General features: G+C 63.6%; 15 protein-coding genes. 7 read left to right on the top strand and 8 right to left on the bottom strand.

The annotated features are described in order from the left end of the window. Position 1 precedes the first annotated feature (1 nt). From ACYG97_RS19085 to ACYG97_RS19075, 3 genes are read left to right on the top strand one after another with little or no spacing between them, the layout of a single operon-like run. A complete protein-coding gene (locus ACYG97_RS19085; RefSeq protein WP_023733630.1) occupies positions 2–1,090 on the top strand; it encodes an ABC transporter ATP-binding protein in 1,089 nt (362 codons plus the stop codon). Continuing rightward, entirely contained in the window at positions 1,087–1,527 is a 441-nt protein-coding gene (locus tag ACYG97_RS19080) for a hypothetical protein (RefSeq protein ID WP_023728570.1), read from the top strand. The genes ACYG97_RS19085 and ACYG97_RS19080 overlap by 4 nt, the downstream gene beginning before the upstream one ends. Before the next feature lie 53 nt (positions 1,528–1,580). Further along, positions 1,581–2,399, top strand: a complete 819-nt coding sequence (locus ACYG97_RS19075) for an ABC transporter ATP-binding protein (RefSeq protein ID WP_084023725.1) — start codon at positions 1,581–1,583, stop codon at positions 2,397–2,399. 27 nt (positions 2,400–2,426) lie between these two features. On the opposite strand, the gene ACYG97_RS19070 is transcribed toward ACYG97_RS19075, so the two are convergent. Then, entirely contained in the window at positions 2,427–2,837 is a 411-nt protein-coding gene (locus ACYG97_RS19070; protein WP_031262146.1) for a DUF4437 domain-containing protein, read from the bottom strand. 217 nt (positions 2,838–3,054) lie between these two features. Then, the gene (locus ACYG97_RS19065) at positions 3,055–3,402 is read right to left on the bottom strand and encodes a GFA family protein (RefSeq protein ID WP_023669842.1); all 348 of its coding nucleotides are present in this window, start codon (positions 3,400–3,402) and stop codon (positions 3,055–3,057) included. 116 nt (positions 3,403–3,518) lie between these two features. On the opposite strand from ACYG97_RS19065, the gene ACYG97_RS19060 reads away from it, so the two are divergent. Beyond that, positions 3,519–4,814 carry an amidase gene (locus tag ACYG97_RS19060; protein ID WP_023733627.1) on the top strand — a complete coding sequence of 432 codons (1,296 nt, stop codon included), beginning with the start codon at positions 3,519–3,521 and terminating at the stop codon, positions 4,812–4,814. A gap of 22 nt (positions 4,815–4,836) precedes the next feature. Here the strand turns inward: ACYG97_RS19060 and ACYG97_RS19055 are convergent, their stop codons facing one another. The 5 genes from ACYG97_RS19055 to ACYG97_RS19035 form a co-directional block, all read right to left on the bottom strand. Next, positions 4,837–5,214: a hypothetical protein gene (locus tag ACYG97_RS19055; protein WP_023712296.1), complete on the bottom strand. Its 378-nt coding sequence runs from the start codon at positions 5,212–5,214 to the stop codon at positions 4,837–4,839. A gap of 3 nt (positions 5,215–5,217) precedes the next feature. Further along, positions 5,218–6,198 (bottom strand): NAD(P)-dependent oxidoreductase, encoded by a 981-nt coding sequence (locus ACYG97_RS19050; protein ID WP_023733626.1) that lies wholly within the window; start codon positions 6,196–6,198, stop codon positions 5,218–5,220. Between the two features lie 86 nt (positions 6,199–6,284). Then, on the bottom strand, positions 6,285–7,001 hold the full coding sequence (locus ACYG97_RS19045) for a FadR/GntR family transcriptional regulator (RefSeq protein WP_023683008.1): 717 nt from the start codon (positions 6,999–7,001) through the stop codon (positions 6,285–6,287). Between the two features lie 2 nt (positions 7,002–7,003). Then, entirely contained in the window at positions 7,004–8,173 is a 1,170-nt protein-coding gene (locus ACYG97_RS19040) for a mandelate racemase/muconate lactonizing enzyme family protein (RefSeq protein ID WP_023733625.1), read from the bottom strand. A gap of 9 nt (positions 8,174–8,182) precedes the next feature. Next, complete coding sequence (locus ACYG97_RS19035) at positions 8,183–9,070, bottom strand: sugar phosphate isomerase/epimerase family protein (protein ID WP_023669836.1); 888 nt, start codon at positions 9,068–9,070, stop codon at positions 8,183–8,185. Positions 9,071–9,469: 399 nt separating this feature from the next. Between ACYG97_RS19035 and ACYG97_RS19030 the strand changes: the two genes are divergently transcribed. The 3 genes from ACYG97_RS19030 to ACYG97_RS19020 all read left to right on the top strand — a co-directional run bounded on the left by ACYG97_RS19030 (position 9,470) and on the right by ACYG97_RS19020 (position 12,706). Continuing rightward, positions 9,470–10,525 (top strand): sugar phosphate isomerase/epimerase family protein, encoded by a 1,056-nt coding sequence (locus ACYG97_RS19030; protein WP_023733624.1) that lies wholly within the window; start codon positions 9,470–9,472, stop codon positions 10,523–10,525. An 18-nt stretch (positions 10,526–10,543) separates the two neighbouring features. Then, on the top strand, positions 10,544–11,731 hold the full coding sequence (locus tag ACYG97_RS19025; protein WP_023733623.1) for a Gfo/Idh/MocA family protein: 1,188 nt from the start codon (positions 10,544–10,546) through the stop codon (positions 11,729–11,731). A gap of 123 nt (positions 11,732–11,854) precedes the next feature. Continuing rightward, positions 11,855–12,706 carry a sugar phosphate isomerase/epimerase family protein gene (locus ACYG97_RS19020; RefSeq protein WP_023733622.1) on the top strand — a complete coding sequence of 284 codons (852 nt, stop codon included), beginning with the start codon at positions 11,855–11,857 and terminating at the stop codon, positions 12,704–12,706. Positions 12,707–12,994: 288 nt separating this feature from the next. Here ACYG97_RS19020 and ACYG97_RS19015 read toward each other — a convergent pair whose 3' ends face one another. Beyond that, positions 12,995–14,011, bottom strand: coding sequence for a zinc-binding alcohol dehydrogenase family protein (locus ACYG97_RS19015; protein WP_023733621.1), 1,017 nt, complete (start codon positions 14,009–14,011; stop codon positions 12,995–12,997). Between the last annotated feature and the right edge of the window lie 37 nt (positions 14,012–14,048).

Here is a 14,048-nt window from a genome sequence, read left to right as displayed (position 1 = left end):
GATGTCAACCATCGAACTCCGCAAAGTCACCAAGCGCTTCGGCTCCTTCACCGCGGTCAAGGACGTTGACCTGTCGGTGGCCGCCGGTGAGGTCGTCTGCCTTCTCGGCCCGTCCGGCTGTGGCAAGACGACGACCTTACGCGTCATCGCCGGGCTGGAAAGCGTCACTGACGGCGAGGTCGTCGTCGCCGGCAAGGTGATGAACAAACTGCCGCCCGAAAAGCGCGACATCGCCATGGTGTTCCAGTTCTACGCGCTCTACCCGTCGGCATCGATCGCCGAGAACATCGCCTTCCCGCTCTATCATGACGGCATTTCCGGGGCTGAGCGGACTGCCCGCGTCAACCGCGTCGCCGCGATCCTTCACTTGGAGCACGTTCTCGACCGGCTGCCGAACCAGATATCCGAGGGCGAAAAGCAGCGCGCCGCCATGGCCCGCGCCATCGTCCGCGACCCCAATTGCTTCCTCTTCGACGAGCCCTTGTCGCGTCTCGATGTCGAACTGCGCCAAACCATGCGTGGCCAGATCAAGGAAGTGCTGCAGGGCCTCTCCAAAGCGACCGTGATCGTGACCCATGACCAGCTCGAAGCGCTCACCATGGCCAACCGCATCGCCATCATGAAGGACGGCCTGATCGAGCAAGTCGGGTCACCGCACGAGGTATTTGCCAAGCCCGCCAATGCTTTCGTGGCGAGCTTCATCGGCACGCCGCAGATGAATCTTCTCGAGGCCGACCTCAAGGCCTTCGCCGATGGCACGGCGGACATGACCGTGGCCGGCATTAGTCTGGCGATCCGCACGGACGCGGCGGTCGCGCGCCTGCAGCCCGGCAAGGTGACGATCGGTGTCCGCCCCCGTGCTTTCACCGTGACCGATACGGGGGACCGTGGCACCATCTCCGCCAGAGCCGAGCTCATCGAGCCCATGGGCGCCGAAACCCTTATTCATGCCCGCACGGCGGCAGGCGCCGACATCCGCGTCGTGGTGACGAGAAGCCAGTGGGTCAAGGTCGGCGAGGCGCTGAATCTACGCCCCGATCCCAGGCAAACCCATGTCTTCGATGGCGCCGGAAAGGCGGTGCGGTCATGAGCGACAGTTCTTCCGGCATGAGCCGCGCCGGCGCGTTCCGCCTCGAGCTCTTCATCATTGGCCTCGGCGTCTTGGCGCTGGTGCTGATCTTTCAACCCTTTTCCATCGGCCTGTACGCGGTCGGCAGCGGTCTCGTGGTGCTTGCCGGGCTCATCAACAACCTGCTGCCGTTGGCCCAGCCGGGCGTCAAGGTGCGCAGTGTGGTGACCGTAGCGCTGGTCGTGGCGCTGGTCTTCTGCATTGCGCTGCTGGTATCGATCACGGCGGCGCATCTCTACGGCGTCTTCTTCCTCAATCCACCGGACCCCAACACTCTCGCCGGCAAGGCGCAGCTCGCCACGCCGCCTTTCTACAAGCAGGCTTTCGTGTGGGAAATCGCCGCCGCGGCGGTGATTCTCGCGCTGATCGTCACCGCTCTCAACAAGACAGCGCGATGATCAGCAGCTGACGCTATCCGGCAGGTCGCGCTCGCGCCCGTCCGCGACGGTCGGTGTGCGTCGCCCTCTCAACTCTCACGCCGTCATCCTCCGGCTTGACCGGAGGACCCGACGCCGAGATCAAGGATCGTGTCGACCGCGCCGCCAAAACACTCAGGATCGAACATCTGCTCGACCGCAAGACCGACCGCCTTTCAGGCGGCGAAATGCAGCGCGTCTCTATCGGGCGCGCCATCGTGCGCAAGCCGCGCGTGTTCCTGATGGACGAACCGCTGTCGGCGCTCGACGCCAAGCTGCGCGAGGCGCTGCGCACGGAACTGAAGAACCTGCAGATCCAGCTCGGCGCCACCTTTCTGTTCGTCACTCACGACCAGATCGAGGCGATGTCGATGGGCGACAAGGTGGGCGTGCTCAACCATGGCCGCATCATCCAGACCGGCACGCCGCACGAGATCTACAACAATCCGCGCGATACCTATGTGGCCAGCTTCGTCGGCTCGCCGCCGATGAACCTGATCGATGGCAAGCTGGTCAACGGCCGCGCGGTGATGGCGCCGCTGAATTTCGAACTGCCTTTCTCTGGGGGTGCCAAGGCGGGCGGTGCGACCGACGGTCGCCCGCTCGTCTTCGGTATTCGACCTGAGGATGTGTATCTTGAAAGCGGTGCGCCGGTCGAGGCACGCGTCCACGATGTCGAGAACCATGGCGTGGAAAAGATCCTGACTCTGCGGGTCGGCGACACGACGCTGCGCGCCACGGTGCCGGCCAGAACCGATGTCCAGATCGAGCAGCCGGTGCGCTTTGCCTGGAATCAGGACAAGGTGGTGCTGTTCGACAAGGGCAGCGGCGTGAGCTTGCGGCACGCCAGCTAGTTGCGGTCGAACGACGGCGCCGCCTGACTATTTCTGGAAGTAGGTCTCGTAAGGCGTATCGTTGATCAGCAGGATCACGCACTCCGTCTCTGAGAGGCAGGCGTCGTCGTGCATCTCGTTGGCCTTCTGGGTCCAGTAGGATCCCGGCGGCAATTCGACCTTCGTCGCTTCGCCGCCGTCCATTTGCCAATGCGCCCACAGTCCCTTGATGACCACCGCGCGATAGTCGGCGGTGTGCGCATGAACCGGCGCGCGCCAGTTGCCGGGAACTTTCAGCAAGGTGCCCGCCGGGCCTTTGGCCCGGTCACGCCACAACGGGCCAAGGCGATGCGGCTGGTCTGGCACTTCGGCGACATAGGGGATCTTGTCGGCCGGGAGATAGCTGTCCTCGAGGGCAAAGGCGCGAGCGGGAAAGACGCAAGAAACGGCGAGCGCCAGAAACGCGCCGTCTTCGGCGGCCTGGTGGTCGACAATGCCGGTGTGGCCAGCGCCTTCGCCTATTGTGGCGCTGCGACCTTGCTGGCGGCGATCGTTGTGTTCGCGCGCGGCCCTAAGCGCGTCGAATAGCCGATAGCCATCCTTGGCTGAAGCAGCGGGCCCGAGAACTATCAAGGTTTTCGGGGCGTTGCTTTTGTGGTGAGAGGCCACCGTAGGGTCAGACCGCGCGGCCGTCGAAGTCGAAGACCGGCAGGCCGGTGGGATCGAAATCGGCGACGCAGTTGAGGTTGATGTAGGCGCTGCGTTCGCTGCCCTGACTGACATCCTCGGCAAAGGGATGGATGCCGCAGGTGCGGCAGAAGCGATGCGCCATTGCATGATTGCCGAATGTGTAGGTGCCGAGATCGTCGCCCCACGCCAGCACCGTCAGGCTGTCATGCGGGATGGCGGCCAACAGCGCGCCCTTGCGCGAGCAGATCGAACAATTGCACCGCACGGCGCCGGTCAGCTGCGCCTTGAATTCGAACGCAACCTTGCCGCAGTGGCAGCTGCCTTTGTACAGCATCAGTCCCTTCCTATCGCTGGCAGGTGCAAAGGCACGCTGTCCGGGCTATTCCTTCCGCTGACCTAGCGGCCCATATGCCTTAAAGACGCTCCACCTTGACGGAATCCGACATCGACATGCAATCAATCCGCGATCGTCTCGAGATCATCCTGTCACGTCTTGCCAGTTGCGCGGCAGGCGAGAAGGTGTTCACCAAACTCTATGCCGAGGCGGCGCGCGCAGCGGCCGAGGCCACCGATGCGCGCAAGAAGGCCGGCGTATCGCTCGGGCCGCTCGACGGCACCATCGTGTCGATCAAGGATCTGTTCGATGTCGCCGGCGAGCCGACCACGGCCGGGTCGCTGATGCTGAGGGACACCGCGCCCCGTCGGCACGACGCTGCGGTCGTCAGGCGTCTGCGCCAGGCCGGCGCCGTCATCATCGGCAAGACCAACATGACCGAATTCGCCTTCACCGCTATCGGCGACAACATGCACTACGGCACACCGGGCAATGCCGCCGACACCAGCCGCATTCCAGGCGGTTCGTCGTCGGGCGCCGCCGTGTCCGTTGGCGAGGGGACGAGCGACATTTCCATCGGCTCCGACACCGGCGGTTCGGTGCGCATCCCGGCATCGCTGAACGGCGTCGTCGGTTTCAAGCCGACGGCGCGGCGCGTGCCGCTGACTGGTGCCTATCCCCTTTCCGCGACGCTGGATTCGATCGGGCCGCTGGCGCTGAGTGTTGCTGCGTGTGCCCTGGCTGACGCCGCGATGACGGGCGAGCAGATGCCGCAACTGCACCTGCCGTTAGCGCTTGCCGGGCTTCGTGTCGGCATTCCGCGCGGCCTGCTTTTCGAAGACACGGAAACGGAGATTGCCGCCGCGTTCGATCGCAGCCTTGCCGGGATCGAGCAGGCAGGCGCGTGGCTCACGGACATTTCGATCGACGACCTCATTGCCGATCTGCGCCTGGCCACCAAACGCGGCTCGATCGCGGCCATGGAAGGTTCTGAAATCCATGCCGACTGGCTGGCGACGGGCGCATCGGTGCCGGTCGATCCCCATGTCAGCGGGCCGCTGTCGCGGGCGGCGGCCATACCGACGCCGGTTTATATCAGGGCAATGCGTCGTCGCGCGGCACTGTGCATAGCCATGGACGAGCGGTTGGGTTCGGTCGATGTGCTGGCTCTGCCGACCACGCCGGTGACAGCGCCGACTATCGTTTCGATGGCCGAGGATACGGCTCTGCGTGAACGCACTGAAGGTCTGCTGCTGCGCAACACCCAGGTCGCCAACCAGTTCGACCTCTGCGCGATCTCGCTACCGATGCCCGGCATGACGCTGCCGGCCGGGCTGATGCTGGTGGCGCGCAATGGCCATGACCACCATCTGCTGCGCATCGCGGCTGAAATCGAGCGGCTGCTCCGATAGGCAGCGAGCCGTAGGTCGGCAGTCAACGTGCCGCGCAGCGCTTGCGCTCGCTTTTCTTGGAGGAGCGTTCGATTTTGGTAACGACCAGCATCGGCGGATCGTTCGGCTGGCCGCGATGCTGGATCGATCCTCCGACGACGAGTTTTCCAGCATAAAGCTTGTCGGAGAGGTCAGGTGCCGATCTGTCCAGCGGCGGCAATTCCGTAGTGTTGAGCTCCACGCCTTTAACGACATTGCCGGTGGTCAGATCCAGCGCATTGCCTGACGGGCAGGGCGCCATCATGCAGACGATCCCATTGCTGCAATAGACATAATCGCTGCTTTGTGCCGCCGCGAGCGAAGGTAAGGCCACGATCGACGACACTGCCAGAACCAGAGATGCGAAGCGAAAACCGGACATGGTTCACGCGTCCGCCGGGAACCGTCTGCGGTAATGCTCGACCACGTCGGGATTGCGCAGATTGACAGGCAGCCGGTTGGCCAGCACCAGCAAGGTCTCGCCGGCCGCGCCCACGCCCATGCGCATCATCGATTGCTCGGTAATCCCCGCCATATGCGGGGTGACGATAACATTGTCGAAACCGAAATAGGGATGGTTTGCCGGCAGCGGCTGCGTGGCAAAGACGTCGAGTGCGGCGCCGCCGATCCGGTCTTGGCGCAAGGCCTCGATCAGCGCCTCGTCATCGATCACCGGTCCGCGCGAAATGTTGATCAAAAGCGTATCGGGCTTCATGCGGGCAATGCGTTCGCGGCTGATCAAGCCGCGCGTCTCTTCCGTCAGCGGGCAGCAGAGCACGATGATGTCGCTCTGTTCGACCAGCGCATCGATCGACAGGAAGCCGATCCTGTCGGGTGCCGGCTGCATGCTGCGGGTCGTCGCCACGACGTCGAGGCCAAAGCCGTGCGCGGCGATATGGGCGACTGCCTGACCGATGGCGCCGAAGCCGATGATGCCGATGGTCTTGCCGGCAAGCTCGCTGGCATGGCTGGCGTGGTCGCGGCCGGCATTCCAGCCCTTGGCGCGCAAGTCGCGGTCGACCGAACGGAAGCGCCGAAGCAGGGCAAGGGCCGCGAACATCACATATTCAGCGACCGAACGCGCATTGACCGCCGGCACGTTGGCGACCAGCACGCCGGCCGCGGCCGCGGCCTCCATCGGCACCATGTCGAGCCCGGCGCCGTGGCGGACCGCGGCTCTGAGTTTCGTGGCGTTTTCGAACAGCGACGGCGGCAGCGGTGCGCGAACGATGATGACGTCGGCATGCTTCGCCTCGGCGGTCAGCGTTGCCGCATCGAGCGCTGAGGCCACGACGAGTTCACCGGCGCCCGCCAGCATTGCGGAGGCACGCGGATGCAGCGTGTGCGTCGACAGGATTCTGGGCATGGGGCTCTCGTGTTTGTCGCAATTCCCAAGGGAAAGCGCTGCGCGCTTTCCCGGGAAAACCGTTTCACACTTTTCCTGGAATTGCTCTAGGCTTTCTCAAATGCCAGGCTTTGCGCTTGCGCCTCGCGGCCCTCGATGATCCCCTTCCAGTAGCTTTCCGCGCCTTGCAGGTGGGCGCTCATCAGCGCCTGGGCGAGATTGCCGTCGCGACGCAGCAGCGCCTCGTAGATCTGGATATGCTCGGCATGCGAGCGCACTGAGCGCTCGGGATCGTTGAAGTAGATCGGCAGCCGCTGCTCGCCCATCAGGTAATAGACGCTGCAGATATTGTGGAAGACGCCGTTCTTGGTCGCCCGCACGATTTCGAGGTGGAATTCGCGGTCTTCCTTGGCGAGGCCTTCGCCGGCGGCGATGCACTCCTCCGAGGCTTTCAGGATCTCCCGCAGGCGTTCGAAATTCTCTTCGGTGGCACGCGAACAGGCAAGTTCGGCGGCCTTGATCTCGTGGATCTTGCGCAGTTCGACGGTCTCGTAGATCTGCACCGGATCGAGCGGCAGGCCCGCGCGGGCGAAAAGAGCCAAGGCTTCTACACTGGCCTGCCTGGTGTCGACATAGATGCCGGATTTGGCGCGGCGCTCGACGATGCGCATGGCCTCCAGAATGGCCAGCGCCTCGCGGATCTGGCCGCGGCTGACACCGAAATGCTCCGCCAGCTCGCGCTCCGAGGGCGTGCGGCCGCTCTCCTTGTCCGAATGGGCGAACAGATAGGCGGCGAGTTCGGCGAGAAGGTTCTTTTCTTTCATCGTCAACCGCGTTGCGCGTGCGCCTCCAGGAACCGCTCCGAAATGGTGAATCCCAGACCCGGCTTTTCAGGGATCGCTATCATACCGTCCCTTGCTTCGACAGTCTCTTCGATAAGATCGTGGATCATGGGGTTGGCGCCGAGCGAATATTCAACGGTAAAACTGGCAGGCGAGGCCGCACAAACATGCAGGCCGGCGAAAAAGCATGGCGCGCCGGCCCACAGATGCGGGGCAAAGCGCAGATTGAAGGCACTGGCGATGGTGCCGATCTTCATCGCCTCGCTGATACCGCCGCAAAAGGCCGGATCCGGCTGGAAGATGTCGGCGGATTTCAGCACCGCGAGATCGCGGAAGGCGTAGCGCGTCGCTTCGCTTTCGCCGGTGGCGATCGGGATCGAGCCCGAGGCGCGCACCTCGGCCATACCAGCCTTGTCGTCGGCGATAACAGGCTCCTCGAACCAGGCGAGGTCGAGATCGCTGGCCAGGCTGATGAAGCGCTTGGCCTCGGCCACCGTATAGGTGCCGTGCGCGTCGACCATCAACTCGACGTCAGGACCGAGCGCCTGCCGTGCGGCGCGGACGCGGGCGGCGGAAATGTGCGGGGCGCCGTCCATGGCGCCGACGCGCATCTTCAGCGCCTTGAAGCCGCCTTTGGCGATGTAGGATTTGAGCTGCTCGCCGATAGCGTCGGCGGCAGCCCAGCCGCCGGAGGCGTAGGCCGGCATGCGGTCGAGCTTGCGGCCGCCGATGAGCCGCCACACCGGCTGTCCCAACGACTTGCCCAGAATATCCCAGAGCGCGATATCGACGGCGCTGATTGCCGCAATGCTCATGCCGCGCCGCGCCAGTTGCGGCATGGCATGGCCGGCGCGCGCGGCACTGTCATGGCGCACGCCGTTGTAGAGCATCTCCCAGATCATGCCGATGTCGGCGGGGTCGCGGCCGATCAGCTGCTGCCCGACCTCGTGATTCAGCATGTAGACCAGCGCACCATAGCTGCCGGCGCTGCCGGCGGCGTTCTTGCCCTCGCCCCAACCGATCAGCCCGTCGTCAGTCTCAATGCGCAGGATGGCGGCGTCGAACGTCGTCACCTGGCCAAAGTCGCTGCGATGCTGCTTCGCGGCCTCAATCGGCACGCGGACCCACCACGCCTGGACCGTTTTGATGCGCATCCCGATCGGCTACTTGATCAGCGGCAGCAGCGTTTCGGCCGTGATGCGCATCTGGTCGGTGTAGAATTTCTCCGTCAGCACGCTGGAGCCGTGATCCTGGATGAACTTCAGCTGTTCGGGAGAAATGTCGACCGGATTCCGGTCGACCATGTCGGGATAGGGCGCGGCGGGTGTGCGGTCGACGGGCGCGACGAATTCGTTGGTCAGCGCGCCGTCATAGCCGACTTCCTTCAGCGTCTGCACGATCCGTGGCCAATCGATCTGGCCAAGGCCGGCGGCAAAGCGGTTGTTGTCGGCGACGTGGAAGTCGAACAACCGTTTGCCGACCTGACGGATCGCGTCATGGACGTTAAATTCTTCCATATGGATGTGATAGGCGTCGAGGCAGACGCCGCATTCGGGGCTCACCGCATCGGCCAGGGCCAACGCCTGCGCGCCGCGGTTGAACAAATAGGTCTCGAAGCGGTTGAGCGGCTCGACCGCGATCTTGACGCCGACCTTCTTGGCATGGGTGAAGCATTCGCGGGTGGCGTCGACCACCCACTTCCATTCCTCTTCCTCGGTGCCGTCCGGTACCACTTTGCCGACGGTCGCGGGCACCAGCGTTATGATCTCGCCATCAAGTTCGCTGACCATGGTCAGCACGTCCTTGACGTACTGCACCGAGCGTTCGCGCTGGCCCTGGTCCCTGGCGGCAAGGTTGCGTTCGCCCAGCATCAGCGTCACCGACCCCCAGCAGCGGATGCCGTATTCTTTCAGCAGCGCGCGGGTCTCCTTGGTCTTGTATTGCTCGGGCTCGCCGGAAATCTCGATCGACTCGTAGCCGAATTTCTTGATGCGCTTCAGCGTCACCTCCAACGGTTCCGCGCGCATCCAGTTGTGCGTCGAAAGATGCATGGTCTATCCTTCCCAGAATTCGTCTGTGCCAGTTCGCCTGCGACGCGCCCCACAAGGCGCGTCGCGTGTTTCCTCCCCAAGGCGCTCCAGCGTTTTTGCGCAACTGGTTCGACCAATTGGGCCCTAATGGAGGTCTACAGCAATTTTTGTCGCGCGGCAAGAACCGCCGCCATGCGATATCGACATCTGTGTACCGTATTGATTATGCTGGTATATATCGCCAAAAATGGAATGCCCTGGCAGCTTTGCGCGTGAGTCAAATGGCTTGACCCATTTTCGGTATTTGGTAATACCAGAATGCCGATACGAGAATGCACATCACGAGAGACCAAAGAGGCTGGCCCTGCTTTCATCAGACGCTATGCTTGGTCCTTGGAAAAATGAATTGGGAGGATGCCGATGCCGTCGACAATGAAGGGTCCGGGGCTGTTTCTGGCGCAGTTCGCGGGGGATACCGCGCCGTTCAATTCGCTGGCCTCGATCACCAAATGGGCGGCCGGTCTCGGTTACAAGGGCGTGCAGATCCCGACCTGGGATGCACGCCTGTTCGACCTCAAGAAGGCGGCATCTTCCAAGACCTATTGCGACGAGGTGAAAGGCATCTGCGCGGATGCCGGCGTCGAGATCACCGAACTGTCGACGCATCTTCAAGGGCAGCTGGTGGCGGTGCACCCGGCCTATGATGCCCAGTTCGACGGCTTTGCACCGCCTGCGGTGCACAACAACCCCAAGGCCAGGCAGAAATGGGCGGTCGAACAGATGGAGTTCGGCGCCAAGGCCTCGAAGAATCTTGGCCTGAAAACCTCGGTGACGTTTTCCGGCGCTCTGGCCTTCCCGTATCTCTATCCCTGGCCACAGCGGCCGGCCGGGCTGATCGAGGAGGCCTTTGCCGAACTCGGCAAGCGCTGGAAGCCGATCCTCGATGTCTATGACGAGAACGGCGTCGACGTCGGCTATGAGATCCATCCCGGCGAGGACATCTTCGACGGCGCCACCTTCGAAATGTTCCTCGATGCGGTTGGCGGCCACAAGCGCTGCAACATCAACTACGACCCGTCGCATTTCCTTTTGCAGCAGCTCGACTATCTCGAATTCATCGACATCTATCACGAGCGGATCAAGGCCTTCCATGCCAAGGATGCCGAGTTCAATCCGACGGGGCGGCAAGGCGTCTATTCCGGCTACCAGAGCTGGACTAATCGCGCCGGCCGCTTCCGCTCGCTTGGCGACGGGCAGGTCGATTTCGGCGGCATCTTCTCCAAGCTTACCCAGTATGGCTACGATTCCTGGGCGGTGCTCGAGTGGGAGTGTTGCCTCAAGCATCCGGAGGACGGCGCGGCCGAAGGCGCGCCCTTCATCCAGCACCACATTATCCGGGTGACGGAAAAGGCCTTTGATGATTTCGCCGGCGGCACCACCGACAAGAAGATGCTGCGCGCCATGATGGGTATTTGAGACAAGCAGGAGAAAGACATGGTCGGCGCATCGAAGTCGGAAGCGGGAGGCGGCCCGATCCGCTATGGCATGGTCGGCGGCGGCCAAGGCGCCTTCATCGGCGCGGTGCACCGGATCGCGGCGCGCATGGACAATGACTTCGTGCTGGTGGCCGGCGCCCTGTCGGCCAATCCCGAGCGCGCCAAGGCTTCCGCCGCCGAACTCGGTCTCGACCCGGCGCGCAGCTACGCCTCCTATGCCGAGATGGCCAAGGCCGAGGCCACGCGCCCGGACGGCATCGAGGCGGTGGCGATCGTCACCCCCAACAATGTGCACGTGCCGGCGGCCAAAGCGTTTCTCGAGGCCGGCATCCACGTCATCTGCGACAAGCCGCTGGCGACGACTTTGGCCGAGGCCAAGAAGCTCGCGGCCGTGGTTGAAAAGACCGGCAAGGTGTTCGTGCTGACGCACAATTACACTGCCTATCCGATGATCCGGCAGGCGCGCGAGATGGTGGCCAAGGGCCAGCTTGGCGACATCCGCATCGTGCAGTCCGAGTACCCGCAGGACTGGCTGACCGAAGATCTTGCCGCCACCGGCCAGAAGCAGGCGGCGTGGCGCTCTGACCCCAAGCAGGCGGGCGCGGGCGGCGCGCTCGGCGACATCGGCACGCACGCCTACAATCTGGCGCGCTTCGTCTCCGGGCTGGAGCTCGATTCCCTGTCGGCCGATCTCGACGCTTTCGTCCCGGGTAGGCTGCTCGATGACAATGTCAATGTCATGCTGCGCTTCAAGCCGGTCGGCAAGGTGCATCCGGCCAAGGGCATGATTTGGGCGAGCCAGGTGGCGCCGGGCCACGAGAACGGGCTGAAGCTGCGCATCTACGGCTCGAAGGGCGGGCTGGAATGGGTGCAGGCCGATCCGAACTATCTCTGGTACACGCCGTTCGGCCAGCCCAAGCAGTTGCTCACCCGCAACGGCGCCGGCGCGCTGCCGGTTGCGGGACGCGTCAGCCGCGTTCCGTCTGGCCATCCGGAAGGCTATCTCGAAGGCTTCGCCAACATCTACCAGGAGGCGGCGCGGGCGATCCGCGCGGCACGCAAGAAGGGCGGCAAGCCGGGCAAGGACGTGGTGTTCCCGACCATCCAGGACGGCGTCGAAGGTATGGCGTTCATCGAGGCCTGCGTGAAGTCATCGAAGAAGAACGGGACGTGGACGAAACTTTAGGGAGCGCCGGCGCCAAGTCTCTTCTCCCTTCGGGGAGAAGGTGGCCGCGAAGCGGCCGAATGAGGGCGCATGGTGCGAGGTGCGAAAGAAACCAGCGCGCCGTCAAATGGGGAGGGGCTGTCGATGAAAATCGGCATGTGCATGTTTTTGTGGACGACTTCCGTGTCTAAGAAACATGAGGCGTTGCTGCGCGACATCAAGGCGACCGGCTTCGACGGCGTCGAGATACCGATCTTCTCAGGCGCGCCAGAGGACTACAAGAAGCTTGGCGATCTGCTCGACCGCATCGGGTTGGAGCGCACGGCTGTCACGGCGATGGGCGACCCGGCGATGAGTCTGATCTCGCCGGATGCCGCGACCCGCAAGGCCGGCATCGACTACATGAAATGGGCGATCGATTGCGCCCAGGCGCTCGGCGCGAGTACGCTGAGCGGGCCGCTGCATTCGACGCTCGGCGCCTTCTCCGGCAGCGGGCCGACCGCTGCGGAAAAGAAGCGCTCGATCGCGTCGCAGCGCGCCATTGGCGATCATGCCGGCAAGCGGAACGTTACCATCGGGTTGGAGGCGCTCAACCGTTTCGAGTGCTATCTGCTGAACACGATGGCCGATCTGTCCGAGCACGTCGATGCCATCGACCGGCCGCACATCAAGGCGATGTACGACACCTTCCACGCCAATATCGAGGAAGCCGACCCGATCGGCGCCTATACGAAGCACCGCAGGAATGTCGTGCACATCCACATTTCGGAGAACGATCGCGGCGTGCCGGGACGCGGGAACATTCCGTGGAAAGAGACTTTCGCGGCCATCCGCAAGAGCGGCTATGACGACTGGCTGACGATCGAGGCGTTTGGCAGGTCGCTGAAGGATCTGGCGGCGGCGACCAAGGTGTGGCGGGATTTTTCCGAGACGCCGGAGGCAGTTTATCGCGAGGGATACAGGCATATCAGGGATGGGTGGAAGCGGGCGGCTTAGCCGCTCACTTCCCTCATCCACGGGCGCAGCGGACGCGGAGACTCGAGGACCCATGCCGCGACTGTCGCGCGCCGCAGCGGTGCAGGTAGGAGATGCGAATGGACGCCTCTTTTTGCACCGCTGGATTCTAGCGCAGACGTCACCGAATGAATCCTCGGGTCTGCGCCGCGTCGCTTCGCTCCTTGCTCCGCCCATGGATGAGGAAGCGACGGGCCTTTTCGCAAATCGCCGCAGTATGCGATCTGCCTTAACTCGGCACTTTCGCTCTACCAGATTTTTTCGGATGTCTTACCCCACCTCGATCACAGCCTTGATCAACCCCGATTTCTCATGCGCCCAGCGGGCGAGATCGTCCGGCGTGCCGGCCAGCGTGGTGCGGTGGGTGACGAGTTTTGCCAGAGGCACGGCGCCGTTGCGTATCGAGGCGGCGACGTGGTCGAAATCGACTTTCAGCGCGTTGCGGCTGCCGATCAATGTCATTTCGCGCTTGTGGAATTCCGGATCGGAAAAGACGATGTCATCCTTGACGACGCTGACCAGCACGAGCGTGCCGCCATGCGCGACATGGGCGAAGGCCGACTGCACCGAGGCGGTGTTGCCGGTGGCGTCGAAGACGACGTCGAACCCTTCGCCGCCGGTTGCCTCGCGCACCAGTTCGGCTGCCGCTTTTTGTGAACCGTCGAGCGTGGCGAAGCCGAGTTCGCCTTTTGCAAAATCCAGCCGCTCCGTGCTCATGTCGAGCAGGCTGACATCGAGCCCGGCGATGCGGGCAAACAGCGCTGCGCCAAGGCCGATCGGCCCGGCGCCGATGACCAACGTGCGGGCGCCTGGTTCGGCGCGGGCACGCCGCACGGCATGCGCGCCGATGGCGAGGAATTCCACGGCCGCCGCATCGGCCAGCGATAAGCCGTTTGCCGGATAAAGATTCCGTGCCGGCACCAGGATCTGCTCGGCCATGGCGCCGTCGCGATGTACGCCAAGCACTTCGATCCTGACGCAGCAATTCGGCTTGCCGTGCCGGCAGGCGATGCATTTTCCGCAAGCGAGATAGGGATTGATGATGACGGGCTCGCCCACGGCAAGGTCGACATCTTCGCCGGTCTCGACGACGGTGCCCGACACTTCATGGCCCATGATGCGGGGATAGGCAAGGAACGGGTGCTTGCCTTCGAAGATGTGGTAGTCGGTGCCGCAGATGCCGACATGGCTGACGGCGACCAGCGCCCAGCCGGCAGGCGGCGCTCCTGGCGCCGGCCGGTCTTCCAGGACAAGCTCGCCGGGCGAGCGGCAGACAACAGCTTTCATTCGGCAATTCCAGTGTTCAAAAAGGCGCCGGTCCGTT

It is taken from the genome of Mesorhizobium sp. W067, assembly GCF_054719525.1.
This window is presented reverse-complemented; position numbering and strand designations above follow the sequence as displayed.